The sequence below is a fragment of the Pseudomonas sp. W5-01 genome (genome assembly GCF_046540435.1).
Classification (GTDB): domain Bacteria; phylum Pseudomonadota; class Gammaproteobacteria; order Pseudomonadales; family Pseudomonadaceae; genus Aquipseudomonas; species Aquipseudomonas graminis_B.
The window spans coordinates 606,817-631,461 of record NZ_JAXCIP010000004.1; the positions used below are offsets into that span (position 1 = coordinate 606,817).

A 24,645-nucleotide genomic window follows, 5' to 3' on the forward strand; every position below is an offset into this window, starting at 1 on the left:
ACATGGATTTCCTGCCCGCCCCTTTGCGCGGCGTCATCGCCTCGTTGCTGTTGGCGCTCAACACGATTTTCTGCTGCACGCCGCTGTTCGTCGTTGCCATCTTCAAGCTATGCCTGCCCTTCCCGGCCGCACAAAAGGTGACCGACTGGCTGATGAGCCACATCCACGAAGCGTGGATCAGCAATAACAACGTCTGGATGGACGTGATCGGTCACACCCGCTGGCACCTGAGTGGGCTGGACAGGCTGGACTATCAGCACTCGTACCTGGTGACGAGCAATCACCAGAGCTGGGTTGACATCATGGTGCTGCAGTACGTGCTCAACCGGCGCATCCGCCCGCTCAAGTTCTTCCTCAAGCAGGAGCTGATCTGGGTGCCGGTGATTGGCCTCGCCTGGTGGGCGCTGGGCTTTCCGTTCATGAAGCGCTACAGCAAGGCTTATCTGGCCAAGCACCCGGAAAAGAAAGGCAAGGACCTCGCCACCACCCGCCGCACCTGTGCGAAGTTTCGCAACAATCCGGTGGGCATTTTCAACTTCGTCGAGGGCACGCGCTTCACCGAAGCCAAGCACGCACAGCAGAACTCGCCATTCCGTTACCTGTTGAAGCCCAAGGCAGGCGGCATCGCTTTTGTGCTGGACGCCATGGGCGAGCAGCTGGAATCCATCGTCAACGTGACCATTCATTACCCGGCCGGTCGGCCAGGGTATTGGGACTTGCTCTGCGGCAACGTGCGCGAAGTGGTCGCGCATTTCGAAGAGGTGCAGATCCCGCCGCAGTTCATTGGCAAAAGCTACGACCAGGACGATGCCTACCGCCTGGAGTTTCAGCAGTGGATCAATCGGCTGTGGGAAGACAAGGACGCGTTGCTCGCGCAGATGCATGAGCGGTATCCAGGCTGAACGCTTATAAACCACAAACAAAAACCCCGGCTCACTGGCCGGGGTTTTTGGTTTCACGTCACGCGTTTATTGCTGCTGTTGGTATTGCTGGCCAGGAATCGGCTTGAGGTTGACCTCAACGCGGCGGTTCTGGGCGCGACCGTTGACGTCGGCGTTGCTGGCGATCGGCGAATCAGGACCGGCACCGCGCACCGACAGGTGAGCCGCATCAACCCCTTGGGAGGTCAGGTAGGTCGCGACGCTCTGAGCGCGCTGCTGCGACAGGTCCATGTTGTGCTGACGGCTGCCGGTGCTGTCGGTGTAGCCGACGATCTCAATCATGTTCTGGTTGTACTGCTTCAGCGAACCGGCCAGGTTATTCAGTGGCGAGTAGAAGCTGCTGGCAATGGCCGACGAATCAGTGGCAAACGTGATGTTGCCCGGCATCACCAGCTTGATGTTGTCGCCCTGACGTTGAACTTCAACGCCGGTGTTGGCCATGCTGGCGCGCAGTGCAGCTTCCTGCTTGTCGGCGTAGTAGCCGTAACCGGCAGATGCCGCGCCTGCTACGGCAGCGCCAATCAGCGCACCTTTGCCACGGTTGTTGTGATCGATGGCAGCACCGGCGACGGCGCCGGCCAATGCACCCAGGCCGCCGTACTTGGCGGTCTTGCTCATGCCGCCGGAGTTCTGCGCCTGCCCCTGATTGTCGTATGGGTTCTGCGTTGCGCATCCGGAAAGCACGGTCAGTGCGGTGGCAGCAATGATCAAACGGCGAAAGGTCAACATCAAGGAGAGCTCCTGTTTTGCTTTTCTACGGCCAAAAATAAAGGCCGACGATTTGGGCAATTAGAGCATGCACCCCGTCAAAAATTCCTTAACGCGGGCTGAACCGCCAGTGCACGACCAGAGGCCGCATTTCTTTACTCACAAAAGCAAATATTTAGGTGCGTTTTTGACATGCTGTTCATCGTATTTATTGACTTATCCGAACCTTGGTGGTTGCCCAGAATCTACATAAATCATTGATGCAGATGCGTTTATGGCAGCGCCACCCTAATGCACTCAGAATTAACAGGGTTTAATTTTTCCAGCGCTTTCCTATACTGGCAATGCGCAAGTACTGGAAAGCGCAGTGATGAAGCACTCAACAAAGATCGCTCTCACTTTCAGGTAAGGCAGCGCTGTATAACCGCGCAAGAGCTGACTCTATGCTAAGAAAAATCCCCGTTTCCGACCTCACGCTGGGCATGTACATCCACGAGTTCTGCCGCCCCCGGATCAACGATCCGTTCTGGACCGCGCACGTCGAACGCGAACTCAGCGACGACGCGGTGTTGCGGCACATTCAGGCGTCGACCCGTGAAGTCTGGATCGATACCCATCTTGGCAGAAGCCCTGCCGACAGCTCGCCAGCCGAACAGACCTTCCCTGAGTGTCCCGACCCATCCGAAACTGCGCCGTGCAGCCTGGAAATGGAACTGGCCCGCGCGCGCCTGATTTGTGGGCGCGCGAAAGCGCTAGTGATGACCATGTTCAGCGATGCCCGGATGGGCCGGGCGATGAACACCGAAGACGTCGATCTGTTGGTGGAGGAAATTGCCACGTCCGTGATGCGCCACCCCCACGCACTCATCAGCCTGTCGCGCTTGAAGACGACCGATGAGTACACCTACATGCACTCGGTGGCGGTGTGCGCATTGATGGTTGCGCTCGCGCGGCAGATGGAGCTGGACGAGGATCATGTGCGTGAAGCCGGCGTCGCCGGGCTGATGCATGACGTCGGCAAAATGATGATCGACTCGGCCATTCTCAATAAGCCTGATCGCCTCACCTACGAAGAATACGAAGTCATGAAGCACCATCCGCAGGCCGGTCTGGAAATCCTCCAGGGCTGCGAGCGGGTGACCCGACTGGTGATGGACGTGTGCCTGCATCATCACGAAAAAATCGACGGAAGCGGTTATCCCCACGGGCTGAAAAGTGACGAGATCAGTCTGCTGGCGAAAATGGGTGCTATCTGTGACGTCTATGACGCGGTGACTTCGGACCGGCCCTACAAGAAAGGCTGGGACGCCGCGCATTCGGTTCGCGAGATGGCGTCCTGGAAAGGCCACTTCGATGCGACGGTATTCCAGCACTTCGTCAAGACCGTCGGTATCTACCCCGTGGGCGCGTTGGTTCGTTTGAAAAGCGAGCGTCTGGGCGTGGTGGTCGAGCAGGATGAAAAGTCCCTGCTGCACCCGAAAGTGAAGGTTTTTCTGTCTACCCGGACCCGCATGCCCTTCGAGCCGCACGTCATCAACCTCGCCTGCCCCTCGGTAAGCGATGGCATCCTCAAGTTCGAACTGGCTGAAGACTGGGGCCTTCTGGACGTGGTCAGCATGTGGGCGGGTCAGCCCGCCGCCTGAGTGTACCGTCGGGCCGATCATGCATCAAAAGCTGGTCGCCGCCGGCCTGGGTCGCAACGGGATAATGCCGACCTGCATGCCGAAGGGTCTGAACACCGCGTTGAGGGTCTGCACCGTCGGATTCCCCTCGTCCTGCTCGATCTGGCGCAGCGTGCGCAACGAGATTTTGCACATGCGCGCGAACTGTTCCTGGCGCAATCCCGTGATTTCGGTCCGCAGCCGTTTGACGGCAGCGCCCATCGAAACGGTCCCGTCCAAAAGCTGCCCCCGAAGTTCGTCGAGGATGATGCCGCGCTGGCGTATGTCGTCGTTCATCGCAGGCCCCATCCCTTGAGCGTTGCATCCAGCTGCCCCAGCCTGATCCGTGGATGATTCAAGGTCTTTTGCGGCAAGCCCATTTCATTCAGCAAATCAGGCAACGCCCGCAGGCGTTCGGCATCGGTTCTGAGGCCCTCAAACAATCCGTCGGGGTCGGCCCATGGGGATAACGCCTGGCAGGCCTCACGCCAGTCCACTTCGCCGGCGCGTTCGATGGGGTCAGGCCATTTGGTGGTGCGCGTCACGCCTTCGTCGTCCATGACCATAGGCGCCAGGTCGTAAATCGGCGCCAGAGCGAGTCGCTGTTCATCGCGCAGGATCGACGTGTTGCGCCCATGGTTGTCGCTGTTTCCCAGAATCTGATTGATCAGGTCGCGCCTTATGTACTCGGCAACCATTTGAGGGATGCCCCCCTGCTGAGCATTCGCCGACCAGGCGTTAGACAGCGCGGCGACGGCTTGCACGTGCGTCATGTACGCGCCGGGGCGGGTGATGTCGGCGAGCGAGTACACCGATTCGACAGCCAGCCGGCGCACGCCCTGTTCATCGACGCTGCGGTCGAAGCGTTTCATCCACAGGCTGGGCTTGCGGGCCTCTTCAAGGCTCATGCCATCACAAGGAACGGTGTATTCACCGATGCGTTGGAGGGCCTGGTAATAGCAAAACTCGCTTCTGAGAATGGTGCGATCCGTCTCGTTGCCTTTGTTGCGACAGAATTTCACGAACCAGTGTTGACGGACTTCGCTGTCGGCGAGCGTTGCATCAGGGTGCATGAGTCCTGCGGTGTCCTCGGCCAGCAACAGCTTCGGCGCCTCGCCGCCCGCTCCCGTCGCACCTCCTACGGCTGCGCCTTGTTCATACGCGTATTCGAGAAAGCGGCTGTCCCGAGCAACGACCTCACTCCGGTCAAAACCGATGCTGCTGGCCTTGGGCAAAGCTTCGAACGATTCCTTGATCCGCAGATGCCCGACGGGCGCAGGGGTGCAGCGCTGCAAGAGCACCAGATCGGCCGGGGTGTTTTCGCCTTCAGGCACTGCCAGACGCGCCAGCAGGAAACGGCGCGCCGCTCCTGCGGGAACGATGTCATGCAAAAACGCCGGCAGCCCCGCCGTTCTGAACAAATCCCAGCCCAGTGGAATTCGAGCGCTTACGGATGGCGAGGTGGGACGATCAAGCGCATCGAGGTGGTCAATTAGAAATGCCTGCTCATACGCAAAGCTGCACGGGCTGTTCTGCCCTGACTCTGGCTTCTCGATGTCGAAACGCATCGCATCGTGCCATCGTCCCGACAGGTAGAGTTGGAGGGTCAACTGCATGACAGGGCGCTCGGCAATTTAATGCCTAAACCTTAGGGCCTGAGCGCATAAAAGGCAATTAAATGCCTAAAATGGGTAGTATTTGAAAAAAAAGGGTATTTAAGTGCCGATCGCTCAGCCCAGCAGTCCTAGCTCTTGCGCCCGGGCCACTGCTTGCGTGCGTCGCTCGACGCCCAGCTTGCCGTTGATGTGGCTGGCGTGGGTTTTGACGGTGTGCAGGGAAATGAACAAGCGCTCGCTGATCTCCTGATTGGAACAGCCTTGCGCGATCAACTGCAGCACGCTGAGTTCTCGGGCGCTGAGGTGGTCGCCGCCGTTGCAGCCGAGCGGTTCAGGGGTGACGCGCAGGCAAGGCAGCCTCTGACCGGGAGCAGCTTCAGGCAGTTGCTGAAGCAGGTAATCGACCAGCCGGCATGGGGGGCGTTTGTGTAGTTGCTCGCGCAGCCAGTCGGGATGACCACGAATCAGCCGCTGGAAGGGCAGAACCGCACCGCCCGAGGCGAGCAGAAGGCTCTGTTGAAACAGCTCATCTGCCTCGGGCCCGCGTGATGTGTCGAGCAACAACAGGATGCGCTGACTCAGCGCATTGAGTCCGAGCAGTCCTGCGCCGATCCGCCGGGCGTACTCAACCAGACTGAGCAGCCGCGCCATCGCCTCTTCGGTACGGCCCTGAACGTGGTCAAGAACCGCCCGCAGCGTTTCGATCTGTTGAGGCAGTTGCGGCGAGCATTCGGGGGCGGCGGCAGGTTGATTGCCGCCATAGGTCTGTCCCAGTCGCAGCAGCCAGGCGTCGGCCAGGTCGATACGGCCCTGGGCCAGCCACAGCTCGCATTTGGCGAGGGTGATCATTGCCAGGTAATAAACCGGCGGCACGTCCCAGATGTGCATCAGCCGCTCGGCCTCGGCCAGCTCGGCGAAGGCTTCGGCGTAGCGTCCTTCGCGCCCCTCCATTCCGGCAATCACGCAGTGGCCGATCAGCACGCTGATGTCACGGCAGGCGCGCGCCTCGGCGAGTCCGGCGTTCAAGCGCTCGCGGCCTGCCTCCGGTTGAAGGCACTGCACCAACAGATAACCTTCGTACAACGTCAGTCGCGCGCGGACCGCGTACAGCTTTTGTGAAGACAGGCCGTTCAAACGCCGCAAGCCCTGGCGCACCTCCTCCATCGAGCGAAGCGTTTCGCCACGGGCCTGCAGCGTGCGAGCGCGGTCGTAGTGCGCCAGTGCTTCAAACAACGGATTGGCCACCCGTTGCGCCAACTCCAGGGCGTCACGGTTCAGCGCCCGGGCGCGCCATAAATCTCCATCGGCGATGGCCAGATTCGCCAGCGTCGACAGGCACAGCAAACGCTGACCGTACCGCTTGGGCGGCAGACTGACCAACGCTTCGCTGCAATAACGTCGGGCCGTTTCACTGTCGCCGCGGCCTCGGGCGATGATCCCGCTGAGCGCCAGCCACTGGGCCAGCATTGAATTTTGCGCGGTCGCGGAAGGGGCCGGCAGGAATCGACTGAGGTGGTTGCCCAGTTCCTCGGCTGCGTCCAGCTGACACGCCAGGCCCAGGGCCCAGGCGTACAGCACGATCAAACGCGGCGTGCTGACCAGCAGGCTGTCGGGCAAGTCCATTTTCCAGCGCAGCAGCATGCCGACGTTTTGCTCGGCAAGCAGTTGTTCTTCGGACAGGTTCTGCACCAGATTGGCCGCCACATCCAGATGTCCCGCGCGCAACGCCTGCTCAATGGCTTCGTCGAGCAGCCCCTGGTCGCTGAACCAGCGGCAGGCATTCAGGTGCACGCGCCGTTGTTGCGGTGTGACACTGGGTCCGGCGCGCGCGCGCAGCAGGTCAGAAAACAAATGGTGATAGCGAAACCAGCGGCCATGCTCGTCCAGCGGGACCAGAAACACCTGATGGGCTTGCAGGTACCCAAGCATCTCATCGCTGTCATGACTGTCACGTGCGGCATTGCACAGGGCGCCGCTGAAGCGCTCCAGACACGCGGTTTCATAGAGAAAGGCCTGAACGTCGGCAGGCAAGCAATCAATGACCTCTTCGAGCAGGTAATCACGGATCAGCCCTTCCCCGCCGTTGAGCCCTTGGGTCAGCGCGTTACTCCCCGCTTCGTTGGCCGCCAGCAGCCAGAATCGCAGGCCGGCCACCCAACCTTCACTGCGTTGCAGCAAGGCGTGCAGTGCTTCATCGCTCAAGCCATGGCGCTGCGGATCCAGCACCGCAAGCGACTCGTCGTCGGTCAGACGCAGGTCCTGCTCGGACAACTCCAGCAATTGACGGGACAGCCGCAGCCGCGCCAGGTGCCAGTTCGGCCTCTGCCGGCTGGTGACCATGATGTTCATGCCCGCAGGCAGATGATTGAGCAGAAATTGCAGGCAGCGATCCAGCACGGGGCCCTGCACCAAGTGATAGTCGTCGAGCACCAGCAGCAGCGGTTTGCTCAGCATCAGGTGCATCGCCAGTTCGTCCAGCAAACCGTCCAGCCACTCTTCGAAGGCAAACGGCTGGTGACGCTGACGCATCTTCAGAAGGCCGAGCGCCTGGGCGCCGAGTTGGGGGAAAAACTGCTGGAGACCGCAGAGAAGACGTTCGAGAAAACGGCCCGGGTCGCTGTCCCGGTGGCTCAGACCCAGCCAGAGGTTCTGCCACTGATCGGGCAGGCTCTCGCAGAACTCCACCGCCAGTGAGCTTTTACCGAACCCGGCCGGCGCGCTGACCAACAAGAGGCGCCCGGACAGACCCGCACTCAGCCGCTCGCACAATCGAGGTCTCGATACATAACCTTCAGGCAATGGCGGACGGAAGAAACGGCCTTCCAACGCAGTGACGGCGTGATTTGCGAATCCTTGCAAACGCGACAGATCAGTCATGGCCGGCTCTTGTTGGAGTGCTTGTTGTTCGGCGTTCAGATGTCGGGAGACTAGCGGCTATGGGGAACCTTTTGAACATTGTTAGACGAAAGACTGTAAGAAAACGTATCCCATCAACAGGGCGAATGTTGGTTTATATGTCCGGGGAGGTACGTTCGGCGCCGTCGGGGGAATGCGGCATGTGGCAAAGGATCGCTGCGCAGGTCGCCTGAAGGCGGGACTCTGTCAGCGCGGGCAAAAAAACACCCCGATCGCTCGGAGTGTTTCCTTTCTGCTCCATGGGGATCAGCCATAGGGTAAGACAGCGGAGGACTTCAGTGCGCTGTAGCTGTGATCAACATTGCACGCTCTCCGCTTGTACGGTCAGCCGTTAGCGCACGCCTTCCTGGCGCAGCGCGTTGGGCGAGAAGTCGCTGGCAGTGGCGGTGAAGCCGAAGTCATACGCCCTCTTCTCTTCGTTCTTCATGCCCAGCGCCAGGTAGCGACCTGATTGCAAGTCGTACAGGGCTTCAAGGGCGTACCACGGCACTTGCTTGTCGTAGTAGTTTTCGGCATGGGCTTCAGCCACGCGCCACAGTTGACCACGACCGTCGTAGTGATCGATGACCGCTGCCTGCCAGGTGTCTTCGTCGATGAAGAAGTCACGTTTGGCGTAGATGTGCCGCTGGCCTTCTTTCAGCGTGGCGGTCACGTGCCAGACGCGACGCAGTTCATAGCGCGCCAAGTCCTGATTGATGTGGCCGGCCTTGATGATGTCGGCGTATTTCAATTTCGGATCGTCGAGCTTGTAGCTGTCGGACGCGATGTACATCTCTTGTTTGCCGATCAGCTTCCAGTCGTACCGATCAGGCGCGCCGTTGAACATGTCGAGGTTGTCGGAAGTACGCAGGCCGTCGGCGGCGGTGCCCGGCCCGTCATAGGACACTTGCGGCGCACGGCGTACACGACGCTGCCCGGCGTTGTAGACCCACGCCGCACGCGGCTCTTTGACCTGATCGAGGGTTTCGTGCACCAGCAGCACCGAGCCTGCCAGACGCGCTGGCGCCGTCACTTCCTGCTTGAAATAGAACAGGATGTTGCCCGGATTCTTTGGATCGAAATCCTTCATCTTGTCGCGAAAGACGAACTCATCGTGGAAGTACACCGGGTTGAACGAGCCGTTGGTCTGCGGCGTGGCCTGGGTGACCAGACGCGAGACGCTGCCGCCACGATAACGGGTGATGTGGTTCCAGATCACCTCGAGGCCGTCTTTCGGGATCGGGAACGGCACCGCGGTCTCGAAATTCTCCAGGCCGTTACCGCCGCCCACCAGCTTGGTCCTGGTGGCGTTGTTCTTGATCGCAGCGAACACGTCAGCCGGCACAGTGGCGCCACGATGGGACGGGTAAACCGGCATTTTGTAGGTGTCCGGGTAGCGCTTGAACATCGCGTACTGGCCCGGGGCAAGTTTGTCCTTGTACTGATCCACGTTCTGCGCCGTGATGGTGAACTGCGCTTTTTCACTGGCGTACGGGTTGGCCAGGAAACCTTTGTCGTCCACCGCGCCCGCGTTGGTCGGCATCGGGCTCCAGGCCGGGATGGTGTTGGCAGCGTTGCCGGCTTTCTCCGCGCCCATTGGCGTCAGCGTGGTGCCCAGCTTGGCGGCTTCGGCGTCGGACACCGCCGCCATCACGCTGGTCGCCAGCAACGACAGCCCCAACACGCCCACCTGCAACAGACCCTTCGTGATTTTCATTTTCATTATTGTCCTTAGAAGTTCATGCCGAAGCTGAGCGCTACGAAGTCGCGGTCGTCCACGGTGGTGTACTTGCCGTCGAAGAAGTTGGTGTAGGAAAGGTTGGCGGTGTAGGTGTTCTGATACTCGGCGTCGAGGCCCAGACTCACGGCCTTGCGACCTTCCTCGAAATTGCCGCCAGGGCCTGGCGAGTAGCCGTCGACGTCGTGGGACCAGGCCACGCTCGGGCGCAGGTTCACACCGGCGAAGACGTTGTTGTAATCCCAGATGGCGCGGGCGCGGTAACCCCACGAATCGGTGGTGGTGAAGCCATCGTTTTCGCAGTAGCGGCTGAGGTTGTTCTGCGCGGCAGCGCCCAGGGTGCTGGCGTTGAGGGTCTGGCACTGACCACCCGGCAGCGGGCCAGGGCCATAGCTCGGGTCGCGGCCATAACGCAGTTTCGAGGTGCTTTCCAGACCGCCGACATGGGTCCAGCCGACCTCACCCACCACGGTCAGACGTTCGGCGCCCATCACTTGGTCGAAGAAGTGCGTGAAAGTGGTCTGCGCCTGGCTGATTTCCTTGCGGCGATAGCCTTTCTGGTCCTGGCCGGGTGCGCCCTGCAGCAACGACACGTTCGAGTTCAGCGGCGACAGGCCGGAATACAGAATGTCGGTAGTGTTCAACTGCACCGGTGCGTTCGGGCGGTAGCTCAGTTCACCGCTCCACGCCGTGCCGGTGGGCAAGGTGGTGGAGAAGCTCAGGCCGAACAGGTGGATGTCTTCCGGGTATTCAACGTAGTAACTGGAGTTGCCGGCGACCACGACGGGCAACAGGGTTGGCGCGAGGGCCGCAGCAACACCCCGAGGAACGCCATTGGCCGCCAGACCGCCCACCAGACCCGCTGCGCTGTAGGCGCTCGCCGGCCCGCCCTTGCCGCTGAAGATCGGCAGACGGCTGTGGTAATTCATGTAATAAGCGCCGAACTCGGTGTCCAGCGGCTCGAAGTTATAGTGCATGGCCAGGCCGTACTGGCCGCTGTCCCGGGCATCGCGATCAGGGCCGCGGGCAACCACGGCGCCCTCGTCAGGGCTGCCGAAACTCACGCCGCGGGCTGCCAGCGTTCTTTGAACGGGGCCACGCAACGCGGCTGGCAGAGCCGAATTGAGGCTGTCGCGGGTGCGCAGCACGGCAAGGTTGCTGTTGCAGCCGTCCGCGATGACGTCCGGTTGCGAGAAGAAGGTGCCGCAGTTGTCGACGACGGTCTGGTCCCATTCCAACTGGTAAAAGCCTTCTGCCGACAGGTTTTCGGTCAGGCTTTGCGACAGGTAGAACATGTTGACCGGAATCAGGCCTTCCTTGATTTCCGAGCCAGGACGCCGGAACGCGGACACGTCGACCGGGTTGATGCTGTTGATGCCGCCCTGGATGAAGGTACTTTCACCCCAACTGACGACTTGCTTGCCCAGACGCACCGAACCCGGCTCATCGGCAATGGAATAGTTGTGATAGACGAAAGCGTCGAGCAGCTCGAAACCTGAAGACTTGGCGCCCTCTTTGCGGCCCGAATCGCTGATGTCCTTGAAGTCGCGGCCTTCATCCTTGAGCTCGAAGTCGTACCAGTACTTGCCCCGCAGGAACACACCGGTGTCGCCGTACTTCAGTTCGAGATCGTGAATGCCCTTGAAGATCTTCGAAAACGTTTCTCCGCTTTTGAAGTTCAAGTGACCGTCGTCGGAGGTTTGCGAAAGACCGTGACCGCCGTTGTTGGAGCCGATCAGGTTCTTGTTGGCATTCTGGGTGGACCAGCTTGCCCCTACTGAGAGCGACGAGTCGAAGTTGCCTTCGATTTCTCCGATATTGAAACTGACTCCGAATGCAGGGCCGGCGAGCGTGGAAGCGAGGCTGACGGCCAAGGGCAATTTAGCCCGGCGCCAGAACTGGTTAGCTGATGTCATCGACGCTACTCCATGTGCTTTTATTTTTATGGCAGTGGGTGCTTCCGGAAACGACTCAGGCGGACGGGCCGCAGTGCCTGGTGTCAACGCTGATCGGGCAGCCAATCAACTGCGAAACGATCGATGCGCTTTTCTCCGGTACCAACCTACTGCCGACTATAGCCAGCAGGTGCTGCTGCTTGATCCCTCTAAAGTGTGATTTACAGCGCCGACACCTCTGGCACGCCGACGCCAGAGTGGCCAATCACATCGCAGGGGGAGCATGGCTGAAAAAGAAGAATTGGCAAGGAAGACGCCGGAGTAGAGCCTTCGCGGCACATTTTCAAAGCAATGAACGATGAAAATGGCCGCGAAGGAAAGCGTCAGAGCGTGGAGAGGAAAGCGCTGTTGCTGCCCTGCCATTCGAGGATGTTCTGGCGGATCTGCTTCTTGTCGAGCTTGCCGACACTGGTCTTGGGAATTTCGGTAACAAGGGCGATCTGGCTCGGAATCGCCCACTTGTTAATGTGCCCCTGTTCCACAAACGGCTTTAGGTGTTCCTTCAGGATCTTGGCATCCAGAACGTGACCCTCGCGGGCGACCAACAGCGCAAACGGGCGCTCGCCCCACTGCGGGTCAGCGATGCCGACCACAGCCACTTCACGGACACCGGGATGGCGACTGCAGAGATCCTCCAGCTGCAGCGAAGACACCCACTCGCCCCCCGTCTTGATGACATCTTTGATGCGGTCGCGAATGTCGATCCCGCCCATGCTGTCCAGCGTCGCCACGTCACCGGTGTGCAGCCAGCCGCCGGCCCACAGTTCGGCGCCCTTCTCCGGCTCGCGGTAATACCCTTCGCTCAGCCACGGCGCACGCAGCACCAGTTCGCCCTGGGTCTCGCCGTCGGATGGCAGAAAGTTGCCCTCGCCATCGACAATCGCTGCCTCGACCAGCACGCCCGGCGCCCCGGCCTTGATTCGGTAAGTGGTGCGTTCGTCTTCACTGGCGGCCATCAGGTCGTCGTTCACGTGCGCAACCGACACCAACGGCCCGGTCTCGGACATGCCGTAGGCCGCAGACAGCTGAATGCCCTTGGCCCTGGCCGCTTCGTACAGCGAACGATTGAGCGAGCTGCCGCCGATGATGATGTGCCAGCCGGTGAAATCCATGTCCTGGGCGGCTTTGGCGTTGAGCACCATCTGCATAATGGTGGGCACGCAGTGCGAGAACGTGACCTTTTCCTTTTGCCAGAGCGCCACAAGCAACTCGGGGTCGTAGCGGCCGGGGTACACCTGCTTGACGCCCAGCATGGTGGCGGCATACGGCACGCCCCACGCATGAACGTGGAACATCGGCGTGATCGGCATGTAAACCTTGTCGCCGCCAAGGATGCCTTCGACGCTGCCCATGATCGTCGCAACGGCCAAGGTGTGCAGCACGAGCTGGCGATGGGTGAAATACACCCCTTTGGGGTTGCCCGTGGTGCCGGTGGTGTAGAACGTCGTCGCCACCGAGTTCTCGTCGAAATCCTCGAACTGATAGTGGGGACTCGCCGCGGCCAGCAACGCTTCGTACTCGCCGACGAGATTGGGCAGGCCGGTGGTAGCGCCATCGGAATCGGTCAGTAACAGTGTCTTTTCCACCGTCGTCAGTTGCCCGGCGATGGCGTTGTAGAGGGGCACAAACTCGCTGTTGACCAGCACCAGCTTGTCTTCAGCGTGGTTCATGGTGAACAGGATCTGCTCGGGCGACAGCCTCACGTTGATGGTATGCACCACCGCACCAATCATTGGAATGGCAAACATGCATTCCAGGTAACGATGGCTGTCCCAATCCATCACCGCTACGGTGTCACCCGCCTTGACCCCCGCCGCGGTCAGCGCACCGGCCAGCCGGCAGATGCGCTCGTTGAGCATTTGATACGAATAGCGCGAATGGTCCCGGTAAACGATCTCACGGGTCTTTTCGTAGCGCACGCCTGACAGCAGCAGTCGCTTGATCAACAGAGGGTACGGGTACGCCCCTTCGGCGGGCGGAATCACGCGGGTGTGCAGCATAGGAATCCCTTTTCACGGTGCAGGTGCGGGCTTGAAAATATGCACTGTAGGGCCTGGGCGCGTCGATCGGATCAGCCGAAGGGATGAATTGTGTCAGCGCACGTAACCGAGCCCACACGTGTGGGATACCAGCCAAAGGATACAAAAATAAGACCAAACGCAGACGAATTGTCTGCGTTTGGTCTTTTTGGGGTAGCTAGCCGGCCATTAAGTCCTCAAGGGGCAAGACTGGCCGACATGCTCGGCGTGGTCAGGTAGGGCCCGATTGAGGATGCATATTCAGCCACCGCAGCATCAATCCGTTGCTTCAGCACGACGGTGGCGCGCTCGACTTCCGCCATCGCCAGTGGACCTGGAACAAAAAGCAAATGGCGGAGCGCTTGGCTGTCAGCAAGGTCATCTTCCGGCTCACCGCTTCCGTCCGAGCGTGTTTGTGGAATGGGCTCCCTGGTAGCCCCTACTAACTCTGTCGCCAGTCGGGCTTCTCGCAACGCTGATTCTTGGGCTCGCTGATTAATCAGTGCTTGAGCCGCAGCTTCGGCCTGTTGCTCGGCAAGCTGGCGGGCGGCCACTTCAGCAGCCTCCTTCGCCCGACGCTCCTGAAGCTCGCGGGCTTGTTGCTCCGCGAGCTGTTGAGCGTGGAGGCGAGCTGCCTCCTCCGCCCGTTGTCGCGCCAGTTGACGAGCTGCTTCCTCTGCCTGTTGCTGAGCGAGTTGTCGCGCTGCCTCCTCGGCCCGTCGTTGAGCCTCTTGCCGGGCGGCCTCAATCATTTGCGCATGAGTCGATGAAAGCTGATTGATGAAATTGTTCAAATACCAAACAACCTCACTGGCAATGATTTGACGATGCACCTCCACAAGGGAAACGGACATAAATGAAAGATCCGCCCCTACCATGCTATTGAACTGATCCAAGGTGAGATGCCCTGCATCGTCACGTTCCCCAGGGGCATAAGGGGGAATAGACGCAAGCTTGGCTGCTCTCAGTTGCGATGCAGCGTCGCGATACCGCTCAACAATCTGAAGATCAGACATTCCAGATGTTGAGCCTAAATGAGCGATAACTTCGCTCTGGATTGAGCCTGGAAGCTGCTGAAGTAACACGGTGTAATGAGCCATTGATAAATTCCTTTTAAATAAATATGGAGATGCCCAATTGGTCGTCAATCAGACGCCGACTTGAAACCAGCTTTACCATTAGCTGCTCGCCAGGCCTTGACTTCTTTTACTATTCCTTCCGGAGAATCATCAGCATCGGGCTTGGGGTAGTAGATCAAATCGGAGCCATCGGGGTGTTCGCCGAGGCGCTCAAAAGTCATTACCGCTTGGGTGTGCTGATACTCAGTTTTGTAGTCCACAACACAGATTTTTCTAACGAGCTCTAGAAACTCTGCTTCGGTGATCCCTTGAATCGTTTCAGCGTTCATTGTCGCGTCCCTCATTACGTAAATCTCTGTGGATTGCGTCGTGGTTAGCTGGGGTATTGAGTCTTAAATTATCAACGCCGTACACATCTCCTCCCTGTGAGATTGGAACAACGTGATGTATTTCGAGTTTTACCCTTCCGCCTTTCCTATCTTGCCTTACCGCAAAAGGCGCGAGGCCAGATTTGATGAGAGCAATGTTCCTCTCACTCATATTTGCAGTGATCTCAGGGTGTTTCGACATCTCGCGCCATATGGCCCGCTTCAGATTTCGAAATTCAGCATAGTTCTTACCTCGCAGTGCGTCTGCAATCACTGACGGCACTGGCGAACCCAGACCATTGGATACGGACGCCTGCCAGTTGGGATCGATATCGCCACCGAAACCGCTCACAACCCCTGGCAAATACCTGGGGCTGTTGAACATGACATACACAGGCGGAAGGCCCGAGTCCGCCGGAAAGACAAGTATGTAGTCCTCAAAATCCTCTATGTCATAAGTCGGGAAATGTCCAAGCTGCTCCGAAACGGGCGAAATAGCGGCCCCGGAATATTCAGGCCCTTTGGACTCATCGGCCGGCAAAGCAGTAGAGCTGCTCTCCGGGCTAACCGCGGGTGTCCAGATCAGAGCCGGGCGGTCTGCCCCGTCCTGTTTAAATTCATACGCTTTGGTGCTCGAGTTATAGACGAACGTTCGCACACGGACTTTGGAGCTGACCATCAAACCGTCGGCTTCAGCCCAGACCGTTTTTAGTTCGCCTTCACCCTCCTCAATCCTTAACCGGTGGGTAACCTCAACCGTTCCAACGCGGCCTGCGATGAAATCGAGGTCGACATTGCCAGAGACCCCAATTTCCGACGCAGGCGAAGCAATCAGTGGGGGCGCGAGTTCACCGTCAGCCAACTCGGTTGGATAAAGTAAAGCAAGTTGCGGAATCGACCGCCCTAGTGCCTTGGCTGCCTGTCGGGTGAACAGCCTCTGCGCGATAGCTTTGGCTGTTTCAGACGCAGTGGGAAAGTTCTGCGTTGGAGCATTCGGTCCTGCCACCATCGACCAGAGTCGGCTTGCTTCAGTAGCATGCTTTAAGACCAGAGACTCGTCATTGGCTACGGAGTTACGCGTCTTCCAGGCTTGCTCGGCATAGTGTTCTGAAAGCGCCGCAGATTTATCGAGCAACTGAGTCACTGCTTTTGCGTGCAAGTCGGCTTCAAGCGCCTGCTCATAGGCAAGACTCCACGCTTGGTGAGTCTGAAAAGCTTGTTCTGAGCTAACGCTTCGACTTTGTAAGATTGCTCCGTAGTGCTCGCTGGTTATTTGGAGAGGATCACCCCCAGTAAAAGCATGCGAGCTCTGACGATTACTTTCAGAAGCCGCTTTTTTTTGGGCGATCAAGTAGTTGATCCGGGCTTTATGCTCAAGTATCGCGTTCAGTGACTGTTGACGCTGAGCGTCGTATAACAAGCTGTCTTCGCCGAGTTCGGACATGAGCGAGACAGGCAGTGCGGCTACATTGTGATCATGCTGAAGATCAAGCTCGCGTTTTCGAGTTGCTTGCGCGAGAGGTAAGGATTCCAGGGCTTGACGGTGAGCCGCTGCTTGACGCTCTTGCTCGGCTCTAGCGTTTGCCGCAGCCATAGCAGCTTGAGCTTGCGCCTCCCTTCTGGCTTCTTGCTCAGCCTCAGCGTGAGCTTGGGCTCGAACCCGTGCCTCAGCGTCAGAAATGGATTGCTGATGAGCTTCTTTTTGAGCCTGTAATTCAGCGGCTGCCTTGACGCGGGCCGCTTCAGCACGCTGACGCGCTTCCTGTGCACGGCGGCGCTTATCGCGAATACGCAGCCGGCGACGTTTGGAGCTAGACAATGTCCCGGCTCTGCCGCCCTCACCTCCGCTGCCACCCCCCCATCCAATGCTCCATCCGTCACGGGAGGGTCGAAGTCCCCCGCCAGAGCCGTAAGGATTACCAGGAGGTATCCCTCGATTGACAACAATATTTTTTTCTTCGGTGTTGCTCATACAGGTTCTCCTTTTTGTCTGTATGGCAACCACGTAACGCTCATCCCTCTGATGTCAGGTAATACATAGTTATGGAGATTTTTTTATTTGTTGTGATATAGGGAGCAGCACTGCGAGCCCTGCCTTTTTCACATCGGAATAAAAAGCAAGGACAAAAAAAACCCGCCGTTTAGGCGGGTATGTTTCCAAACAGGTTACCTAGCAACTGTCTAAGCTAAGTCTTTTTTGATCGAATCGCATTGCTCAGCATTCACCTTAAGGCGCGACGTCGCAACGGACCATCACATCAACCTCAATGCATTTCCGTCAACGCCAGCTTCAAGCCCAGCGCAACCAGCACCCCACCCATCGCCCGATCAAACCAGTGACCCATCCGCGCAAAGCCCGCGCGCACCCGGGGCTGGCTGAACAGGCGTGCCACCAGGCAAAACCACGCGCCGGTCGCGAATGCCAGGTAAACCCCGTAGCCCGCCTGAACCAACATCGGCGTGTGCGGGTTGATCACGACGGTGAACAGCGACAGAAAAAACAGCGTCGCTTTCGGGTTCAGGCCGTTGGTGACGAACCCGGCCGTGAAGGCGCCGCGCGCGGTGCGCTCGCCTTTGGCGATGTCCACGGGCGCATCCGATGCGCTGGCAGGTTTGGCGCGCAGTGCTTTGATGCCGATGTAAATCAGGTAAGCCGCTGCCGCCCATTTCAAGGCATTGAACAGGACGATGGATTGCGAAACGATCAAGCCAATCCCCAGCAGCGAATAGCCGACGTGCAGGAAAATCGCGGTGCCCACACCCATGGCGGTGTAGGTGCCGGCCTTGCGCCCGTGGGTCACGCTCTCGCGCACCACGACCGCGAAGTCCGGCCCAGGACTGGCGACGGCCAGCAGGTGGATCAGCGCAACGGTTAAGAATTCGGGCCAGTACATTGAAGTTCTCCAGGCGTTATGGTGAGCGGCAGGCTCTGGTAGGCTCGTCACATTACGCTTCCCACCCACCGAGCAAAAGGTACAGCTGATGCCCAGTCAACGCCGAGCAGTTTTCCTGGATCACACCTCTCTGGATCTGGGGGATCTCGACCTCGCGCCGTGGCGTGAAACCTTCAGCGAACTGGTGCTGCACGCGAGCACCACGGCCGATCAGGTGGCCGAGCGCTTGAAGGACGCCGACGTGGCCATTTCCAACAAGATCATGATCGATGCCGACACGTTCGCCGCCTGCCCGAATCTGAAACTGGTGCTGGTGACCGCAACCGGCGTCAACAATGTCGACCTCGATGCCGCGCGTAAACACGGTGTGGTGGTGAGCAATTGTCAGGGCTATGGCACGCCTTCCGTGGCTCAACACGCAATGATGTTGCTGCTGGCGATGGCCACCCGCTTGCCTGACTATCAAAAAGCGATTCAACAGGGCCAGTGGCAAAAATCGAAGCAGTTCTGCTTGCTGGACTTCCCCATCGTCGAGCTGGAAGGCAAGACACTGGGGCTACTGGGCCATGGCGAACTGGGCGGCGCCGTCGCGAAGCTGGCCGAAGCTTTCGGCATGCGCGTGCTGTCGGGTCAGATTCCCGGTCGTCCTGCCCGCCCTGATCGCGTGCCACTGAATGAGCTGCTGCCACAGGTCGACGCCCTCACCCTGCATTGCCCACTCAACGAGCACACCCGGGACATGATTGGCGCCCACGAGCTGAGCTTGCTCAAACCCAAAGCCTTCATCGTCAACACCGCTCGCGGCGGCTTGATCAACGAGCCGGCACTGGCCGATGCCCTGCGCAACGGTCATCTCGGCGGCGCGGCCACCGACGTGCTGACGGTCGAGCCACCGGTCAACGGCAATCCGCTGCTGTCGGGCGATATTCCGCGATTGATCATCACGCCCCACAGCGCCTGGGGCAGTCAGGAAGCGCGGCAGCGCATCGTCGGCCAGATCAACGAAAACGCTTTGGCGTTTTATGCAGGCGAACCCGTTCGGGTCGTGAGCTGACACGCAGCGCTTTGCAGGCCCGCCACTCCGTTGCACAGGGCACGTGCGCGGCGCGGCAGGCCTGTTAAACTTCGCCCTTTTTTTAAGGAGCCGACCATGGACCCGCGCAGTGAAGTGTTACTCCGGCAGGCCGATTTGTTTCAGGGCTCCTTGTTGCTGACCGGCCTCCCCGCCGACGACTTGCTGGGCACGCTGCCCAATGCACGTGGCTGGAGCTGGCACGCTGGCGACTTCGACACCCTCGGTACGCGGTTTCCCGAGCGCGTGCACTTCGGCACCGAAGCACCGGCCGAACCCTTTGAAGCGGCGGTGCTGTTTTTGCCCAAGGCCCGCGACCTCGCCGATTACCTCATCAACGCGCTCGCTTCGCGTCTGGCCGGACGTGAGCTGTTTCTGGTCGGTGAAAAACGCGGCGGCATCGAAGCCGCGGCCCGCCAGCTGAGCCCGTTCGGGCGCACGCGCAAGCTCGATAGCGCGCGTCATTGCCAGCTCTGGCAAGTCACCGTCGAAACGCCTCCGCCAGCCGTTGAACTCGACAGCCTGGCCAAACGTTTCGACATTGAAATCGAAGGCGGCGCGCTAAAGGTGGTGAGTTTGCCAGGCGTGTTCAGCCACGGCCGTCTGGACCGGGGTTCGGCTCTGTTACTGGAAAACATCGACCGGCTTCCCGCCGGCCATCTGCTGGACTTCGGCTGTGGCGCGGGCGTTCTCGGTGCGGCGGTGAAACGCCGTTACCCCGAAACGACAGTGACGATGCTGGATGTCGACGCGTTCGCCACTGCCAGCAGCCGCATGACCCTGGCTGCCAATGGCCTCGAAGCCGACGTGCTGACGGGTAACGGAATCGACGCCGCGCCAAACGACCTGGACGTGATTCTGACCAATCCGCCGTTCCATACCGGCGTGCATACCGACTATGCAGCGACCGAGAACCTGCTGAAAAAAGCACGGGAACATCTGAGAAAAGGTGGTGAACTGCGCCTGGTAGCCAATAGCTTCCTGCGCTATCAGCCGATCATCGAGTCTCATCTGGGGCCTTGCGCGATCATGGCCGAGGGCCAGGGTTTCCGGATATACCGCGCGAAACGTGCGTGATAATTAGCGCTTGCCGAACGGCAAACGGCTAGGCAGAATCCGCACCGTCCTAGGGGAGTAGTCTCCCACGAGCGCCATGCTCGTCCGGCACGCATCAACATACTTGGTCCTCAGACCATGGTGCGTGCGACCCCAGATCCGCTCAGACGGATCGGTGGTTTGACAAGACCTATGACACGAACATCCTGACCCGGGGCGGGGAGGTTGTACGTGTCATAGCCGTGTTGACCCGCCCCTTAGGAAAACCCTGATGCTGGAATCCCTGTTGGTCCCCACCACCGTCGTCGCACTGGCTGAAATCGGTGACAAGACCCAACTCCTCGCGCTCGTGCTCGCCGCTCGCTTCCGCAAACCCTGGCCCATCATCGCCGGGATTGTCGCCGCCACGCTGGCCAACCACGCCGCAGCCGGTGCCGTTGGCGCATGGTTCAGCAGCTACCTTTCAGACGCCGTCCTGCACTGGATCCTGGCCGCCAGCTTCACCGCCACCGCGCTGTGGACGCTGGTTCCGGACAAGCTGGACGACGATGAAGCCAGTACCGGGCGCAAGTACGGCCCCTTCCTGACCACGCTGATCGCGTTTTTCATCGCGGAAATCGGCGACAAGACGCAGATCGCCACGGTCATGCTGGCGGCGCAGTATTCCAACTTGTGGCTGGTGATTATCGGCACGACGCTGGGCATGTTGCTGGCCAACGTGCCGGTAGTGCTGGCGGGTAATTTCGCTGCGGAGAAACTGCCGCTGACGCTGATTCGTCGTCTGGCAGCAGGGGCATTTTTCATTCTGGCGATCGTTGCGGTGTACAAGGCGATGCAGATCAGCGGCTGGGTGTAGGCCGATCCACGATCTAGAAAGCCAGTGGGAGACTTCCCGACATCTGGACGCCGCGCTGTCGTGCAGCAAGCTCACTCCATGTGGGAGTGAGCTTGCTCACGAAGACGGCGTTCCAGGCGCTGAGATGCAGCGAATGTCCCGACCTCTTCGCGAGCAAGCTCGCTCCCACATGACACGTGTCTGCCAGAGGGATCTGGCGCTGATCAGCCCTTCGGGGCCTGCTGATACAGCGGCATCACTTTCGGGATCGCTGCCTGCAACGAGGCGATCCGGTTCGACGAGGCCGGGTGGGTGCTCATGAATTCAGGCTGCGACGCGCCGCCCTGAGCTTCCATCTTCTGCCACAGCGTGATCGCGGCGTTCGGGTTGTAACCGGCGCGAGCCGCCAGTTCGAGGCCCAGCAAGTCCGCTTCGTTTTCATTGGCGCGGCTGTTCGGCAGTGTCAGGCTGTAGTCGACCACGGTGTCGGCCAACGCCAGACTGTCCTGCCCCAACCCCAATAAGGCACCGGCGCCCTGCTTCGCCATCTGCACACCGTAGGCCTTGGACATGGCTTCACGACCGTGTTCACGCAAAGCGTGGGCGATTTCGTGGCCCATGACCGCCGCCAGTTCGTCATCGCTGAGCTTCAACGTATCGATCAGGCCGCTGTACACGATGATTTTGCCGCCGGGACCGCAGTTGGCGTTCAGCTCATCGCTTTTGATCAGGTTTACATCCCACTGCCACTGCGCCGCGTCGGGCCGCAATTTCGGCGCCTGAGCAATCAGCCGCTTGGCGATGGCCTGCACGCGCTTGCCCTCGGCGCTGCTGTTGTCGAGCACGCCTTTGGAGGTGGCTTCGCTGACCGTCTGCTGATACGACTGGGCGTACATCTTGTTGACTTCGTCAGTCGACAGCATGCTGAACATGTATTGCTTGCGCTCGACCCCCACCGAATCGCCGGTGGTGGTATTGACCGCCTGACACCCGGCCATCAACAGAGCTGCCGTCACACCACAAAGAGCAAAAATCCCGCGCATTTCGTATCTCCATTGAAACAATCGCGCCATCCTAGGCAATACACGGGCTGAGCACCAGATGCCAGCCGTCTGCCAGGCGAAAAGGCGCAGTAAAACGCGCCCGTGTAACAGGAAATAGATAACGGATCGCGATTCACACTGGAAGAGAGAGCACTACAACGGCGTCAGGCATTCCGGCGCGTTGAGCTTCGGGTCGTTGACCAGATTGGCCAGCGGCCGTTCGCGCAGCTGGGTCTGCGGAGCGGCGAGCAATGATTGCAACGTGATCAGCGGGCAGTCCGGATCAAGCCAGGCGCGCTGCCCTTCATCGTCGAGAATCAACGGTCGACGCTGGTTCATGGCCGATTGCGTGACCACGGCGACGCTCAGGTAGGTGTGGCCTTCTACGGGATAGGCTTCCCAGAGCGCCGCGAAATACAGCGTCGATCCTTCGGCCGGCGTCAGCCAGAACGGCCGCTTGCGCACGCTGCCACGCCATTCATAAAAACCATTGGCCGGCAGCAGGCAGCGTCGCTCCCGAAAAGCCTGCCTGAACATCGGCTGCTCGGCGACGGTTTCAGCGCGGGCGTGGGCCGGCGTGCGGGACATGTCGGTCAGCCAGGGCGGCGTCAGCCCCCAGCGCGCCCTTGCCACCTCGCGCCCGCGCTCGGCGCCCTCCTCGACCTCGCCCCCCGCCCGGACCATCAAGACAGCAGCGGCAGGAGAAATATTCCACTGCGCTTGCTGATCGCTCGGAAATCCGGGCAAGGCCGCAAAGGCAGGCGACCAACGAAACAGCGCATAACGTCCACACATGGGTTCAGCACAACTCTTTTGAAAAGCGAATGAGGCGCGCGCGAACCGGATTCAGCACAGCAACACATCGGGGTAGCTGTCCGGCTCGTCGCCGGGCAGCGGAAAGGCGGCATTGTACTCGGTGATCAACTGACGCGCCCGCTCGGCCCGGTCGTCATCGACCGTCAGGCCCAGCAACCCGAACGCCGGCAAGTCCCCGACGGCACCCAGCAGATGCCGACCGGTAATGTGGGACTCGATGCCTTCACTGGCAAGCATCGCTTGCAACAGCTCGCCTTCCATCAGGTGTTCGGGCTCATAAATCTTGCGCATCACTCGTTCTCGCTGCGGACGTCCAGCGTCCACGCTTCCCCATCGGTCTGCAGACTGAAGACGATCGGCCGACAGCAGACGGGGCAATCCTCAATGTAGGTCTGATCGCCGCCGGACAGATCCAGCACCGCCTCCACCGGTTCGCCACAATAAGGGCAGTCATAATCCTGTATTTCCTGCATCGCAGTCTCCGGGCCCAGTTTTGCGTATAATCGCCGACTTGTTTGCGGGTCGAGCTTTAGTCCTCAGCATCCGGGTATCAGCCTGAGTCGACATCTTGAGCGAAGCCGCCTTGTTGCGCGGCCGCCGCCCAGGCACCACGCCTGTGGTGTCGTGACTCGCTGCTGCAACCGGACTCGACCTCCTTTACCTTAGCCGTTTCCGACAAGAGAGCATGATGGGCGAATTCGATGCCATCCGACCGTACGACGACACCGAAGTAAAAGCCGTGCTTGATCGGCTGCTGGGCGACAAGGCGTTCCTCGCCATCCTCACGCATTTCCGATTTCCGCGTCTGGCCGGCTCCCTCGGCTGGATTCTGCAACCGGCCATCGCGCGCAAGCTGCGTCGCCAGTTCGCCGGCATCGACACCGTCGCGGCCCTGCAGGACAAGGTCGAGCATTACGTCGACCACACCATCGAACGCGCCACTGACGGTGTGACCTACACCGGCGTCGAGCAGTTCAAGTCGGGGGTGGCGTACCTGTTTCTGGCCAACCACCGCGACATCGTGATGGACCCGGCTTTCGTCAATTACGCGGTCTACCACGCGGGCCTGCCAACCCCACGCATTGCCATTGGCGACAACCTGCTGCAAAAGCCCTTCGTCAGCGACCTGATGCGCCTGAACAAGAGCTTCATCGTGCACCGCTCGATCATCGGGCGACGGGAGAAGATGGCGGCCTACCAGTTGCTGTCGGCGTACATCAATCATTCGATCCGCAATGACTGCCAGTCGATCTGGATCGCCCAGGCTGAGGGCCGCGCCAAAGACGGCGACGACCGCACCGAATCGGCCATCCTCAAGATGTTCCACATGAGCCGCAAGGACGAGCCGTTTGGCGAGGTCATTCAGTCGTTGAACCTGACGCCGGTGTCGATCAGCTATGAGTACGATCCGTGCGATCACGCCAAGGCGCGGGAGCTGTACATCCGCGCCACCACCGGCAGTTACACCAAAGTGCCGGGCGAGGACGACGTCAGCATTGCGCTGGGGATCACCGGCTACAAAGGCCGCGTGCATGTGAACTTTGCCCCGCCGATCACCGAGCTGTTCGAGGACACCAAATTGCTGGCCATCGAAATGGATCGGCAGATCCTCGGCGGCTATCGACTGTTCCCGGTGCATTACCTGGCGTACGCGCAGTGGGCCGACGCCGACCCCGAACTCAAGGTGCCGAAGGCCGCCGAGGTGTTCCCGGCGGACGAGCTGGGGCGCGCGGAAGATGAATGGCAGCGCCGCCTCAATGGCTGCCCCGCCGAGCACCGGCCGTTCCTGATTCAGCAATACGCCATGCCGGTGCGCAATCAGTACCGGGTGAAGGCGGGCTTGCCGCTTTAAGGCCCCTTCCCTTCCACGAATAAACGGCGCTCTCAGGGCGCCGTTTTTCGTTGTGCGCCTCCGTGGGTGGTCGATCCCCGCCTTCACAAATGTGTCAC

21 protein-coding genes and 1 riboswitch are annotated in these 24,645 nt (G+C 59.9%); of the genes, 6 read left to right on the top strand and 15 right to left on the bottom strand.

Annotated features, from left to right (window positions below):
- The first annotated feature begins 2 nt into the window (after positions 1-2).
- The gene (locus SLW75_RS16250) at positions 3-902 is read left to right on the top strand and encodes an acyltransferase (protein WP_410934922.1); all 900 of its coding nucleotides are present in this window, start codon (positions 3-5) and stop codon (positions 900-902) included.
- A 66-nt stretch (positions 903-968) separates the two neighbouring features.
- Here SLW75_RS16250 and SLW75_RS16255 read toward each other — a convergent pair whose 3' ends face one another.
- Positions 969-1,670, bottom strand: a complete 702-nt coding sequence (locus tag SLW75_RS16255; protein ID WP_065991834.1) for an OmpA family protein — start codon at positions 1,668-1,670, stop codon at positions 969-971.
- 422 nt (positions 1,671-2,092) lie between these two features.
- Between SLW75_RS16255 and SLW75_RS16260 the strand changes: the two genes are divergently transcribed.
- Entirely contained in the window at positions 2,093-3,292 is a 1,200-nt protein-coding gene (locus tag SLW75_RS16260; RefSeq protein ID WP_410934923.1) for an HD-GYP domain-containing protein, read from the top strand.
- Positions 3,293-3,316: 24 nt separating this feature from the next.
- Here the strand turns inward: SLW75_RS16260 and SLW75_RS16265 are convergent, their stop codons facing one another.
- The 10 genes from SLW75_RS16265 to SLW75_RS16310 form a co-directional block, all read right to left on the bottom strand.
- Positions 3,317-3,607, bottom strand: a complete 291-nt coding sequence (locus SLW75_RS16265) for a helix-turn-helix domain-containing protein (protein ID WP_410934924.1) — start codon at positions 3,605-3,607, stop codon at positions 3,317-3,319.
- A complete protein-coding gene (locus SLW75_RS16270) occupies positions 3,604-4,926 on the bottom strand; it encodes a type II toxin-antitoxin system HipA family toxin (protein ID WP_410934925.1) in 1,323 nt (440 codons plus the stop codon). Before SLW75_RS16270 ends, SLW75_RS16265 begins: the two co-directional genes overlap by 4 nt.
- Positions 4,927-5,040: 114 nt before the next feature.
- A complete protein-coding gene (locus SLW75_RS16275; RefSeq protein WP_410934926.1) occupies positions 5,041-7,803 on the bottom strand; it encodes a LuxR C-terminal-related transcriptional regulator in 2,763 nt (920 codons plus the stop codon).
- A gap of 370 nt (positions 7,804-8,173) precedes the next feature.
- Positions 8,174-9,538 carry a DUF1329 domain-containing protein gene (locus SLW75_RS16280; protein WP_369318527.1) on the bottom strand — a complete coding sequence of 455 codons (1,365 nt, stop codon included), beginning with the start codon at positions 9,536-9,538 and terminating at the stop codon, positions 8,174-8,176.
- Positions 9,539-9,552: 14 nt separating this feature from the next.
- A complete protein-coding gene (locus SLW75_RS16285; protein ID WP_065991819.1) occupies positions 9,553-11,475 on the bottom strand; it encodes a DUF1302 domain-containing protein in 1,923 nt (640 codons plus the stop codon).
- A 362-nt stretch (positions 11,476-11,837) separates the two neighbouring features.
- Positions 11,838-13,514 carry a fatty acid--CoA ligase gene (locus SLW75_RS16290; protein WP_410934927.1) on the bottom strand — a complete coding sequence of 559 codons (1,677 nt, stop codon included), beginning with the start codon at positions 13,512-13,514 and terminating at the stop codon, positions 11,838-11,840.
- Between the two features lie 215 nt (positions 13,515-13,729).
- Positions 13,730-14,632 carry a hypothetical protein gene (locus SLW75_RS16295; RefSeq protein ID WP_410934928.1) on the bottom strand — a complete coding sequence of 301 codons (903 nt, stop codon included), beginning with the start codon at positions 14,630-14,632 and terminating at the stop codon, positions 13,730-13,732.
- Between the two features lie 44 nt (positions 14,633-14,676).
- Positions 14,677-14,940, bottom strand: a complete 264-nt coding sequence (locus tag SLW75_RS16300; protein ID WP_369318529.1) for a bacteriocin immunity protein — start codon at positions 14,938-14,940, stop codon at positions 14,677-14,679.
- Positions 14,930-16,951 (bottom strand): S-type pyocin domain-containing protein, encoded by a 2,022-nt coding sequence (locus SLW75_RS16305; protein ID WP_410934929.1) that lies wholly within the window; start codon positions 16,949-16,951, stop codon positions 14,930-14,932. The genes SLW75_RS16300 and SLW75_RS16305 overlap by 11 nt, the downstream gene beginning before the upstream one ends.
- 292 nt (positions 16,952-17,243) lie before the next feature.
- Complete coding sequence (locus SLW75_RS16310) at positions 17,244-17,873, bottom strand: LysE family translocator (RefSeq protein WP_122536168.1); 630 nt, start codon at positions 17,871-17,873, stop codon at positions 17,244-17,246.
- An 88-nt stretch (positions 17,874-17,961) separates the two neighbouring features.
- Between SLW75_RS16310 and SLW75_RS16315 the strand changes: the two genes are divergently transcribed.
- The 3 genes from SLW75_RS16315 (at position 17,962) to SLW75_RS16325 (ending at position 20,857) form a co-directional block, all read left to right on the top strand.
- Positions 17,962-18,927, top strand: a complete 966-nt coding sequence (locus SLW75_RS16315; protein ID WP_065991813.1) for a 2-hydroxyacid dehydrogenase — start codon at positions 17,962-17,964, stop codon at positions 18,925-18,927.
- Between the two features lie 96 nt (positions 18,928-19,023).
- Complete coding sequence (locus tag SLW75_RS16320) at positions 19,024-20,022, top strand: methyltransferase (protein ID WP_410934930.1); 999 nt, start codon at positions 19,024-19,026, stop codon at positions 20,020-20,022.
- Positions 20,023-20,062: 40 nt separating this feature from the next.
- Positions 20,063-20,182, top strand: a riboswitch (yybP-ykoY riboswitch).
- A 90-nt stretch (positions 20,183-20,272) separates the two neighbouring features.
- Positions 20,273-20,857 carry a TMEM165/GDT1 family protein gene (locus SLW75_RS16325; protein WP_296316609.1) on the top strand — a complete coding sequence of 195 codons (585 nt, stop codon included), beginning with the start codon at positions 20,273-20,275 and terminating at the stop codon, positions 20,855-20,857.
- Between the two features lie 203 nt (positions 20,858-21,060).
- Here SLW75_RS16325 and SLW75_RS16330 read toward each other — a convergent pair whose 3' ends face one another.
- The 4 genes from SLW75_RS16330 to SLW75_RS16345 all read right to left on the bottom strand — a co-directional run bounded on the left by SLW75_RS16330 (position 21,061) and on the right by SLW75_RS16345 (position 23,168).
- Complete coding sequence (locus tag SLW75_RS16330; RefSeq protein ID WP_410934931.1) at positions 21,061-21,879, bottom strand: M48 family metallopeptidase; 819 nt, start codon at positions 21,877-21,879, stop codon at positions 21,061-21,063.
- Positions 21,880-22,032: 153 nt separating this feature from the next.
- A complete protein-coding gene (locus SLW75_RS16335; protein WP_410934932.1) occupies positions 22,033-22,674 on the bottom strand; it encodes an SOS response-associated peptidase in 642 nt (213 codons plus the stop codon).
- A gap of 51 nt (positions 22,675-22,725) precedes the next feature.
- On the bottom strand, positions 22,726-22,986 hold the full coding sequence (locus tag SLW75_RS16340) for a DUF2007 domain-containing protein (protein ID WP_410934933.1): 261 nt from the start codon (positions 22,984-22,986) through the stop codon (positions 22,726-22,728).
- Positions 22,986-23,168: a CPXCG motif-containing cysteine-rich protein gene (locus SLW75_RS16345; protein WP_410934934.1), complete on the bottom strand. Its 183-nt coding sequence runs from the start codon at positions 23,166-23,168 to the stop codon at positions 22,986-22,988. Before SLW75_RS16345 ends, SLW75_RS16340 begins: the two co-directional genes overlap by 1 nt.
- Before the next feature lie 215 nt (positions 23,169-23,383).
- Here SLW75_RS16345 and SLW75_RS16350 point away from each other — a divergent pair, with 215 nt between their 5' ends.
- Positions 23,384-24,547, top strand: a complete 1,164-nt coding sequence (locus SLW75_RS16350) for a 1-acyl-sn-glycerol-3-phosphate acyltransferase (protein WP_410934935.1) — start codon at positions 23,384-23,386, stop codon at positions 24,545-24,547.
- Positions 24,548-24,645: the final 98 nt, after the last annotated feature.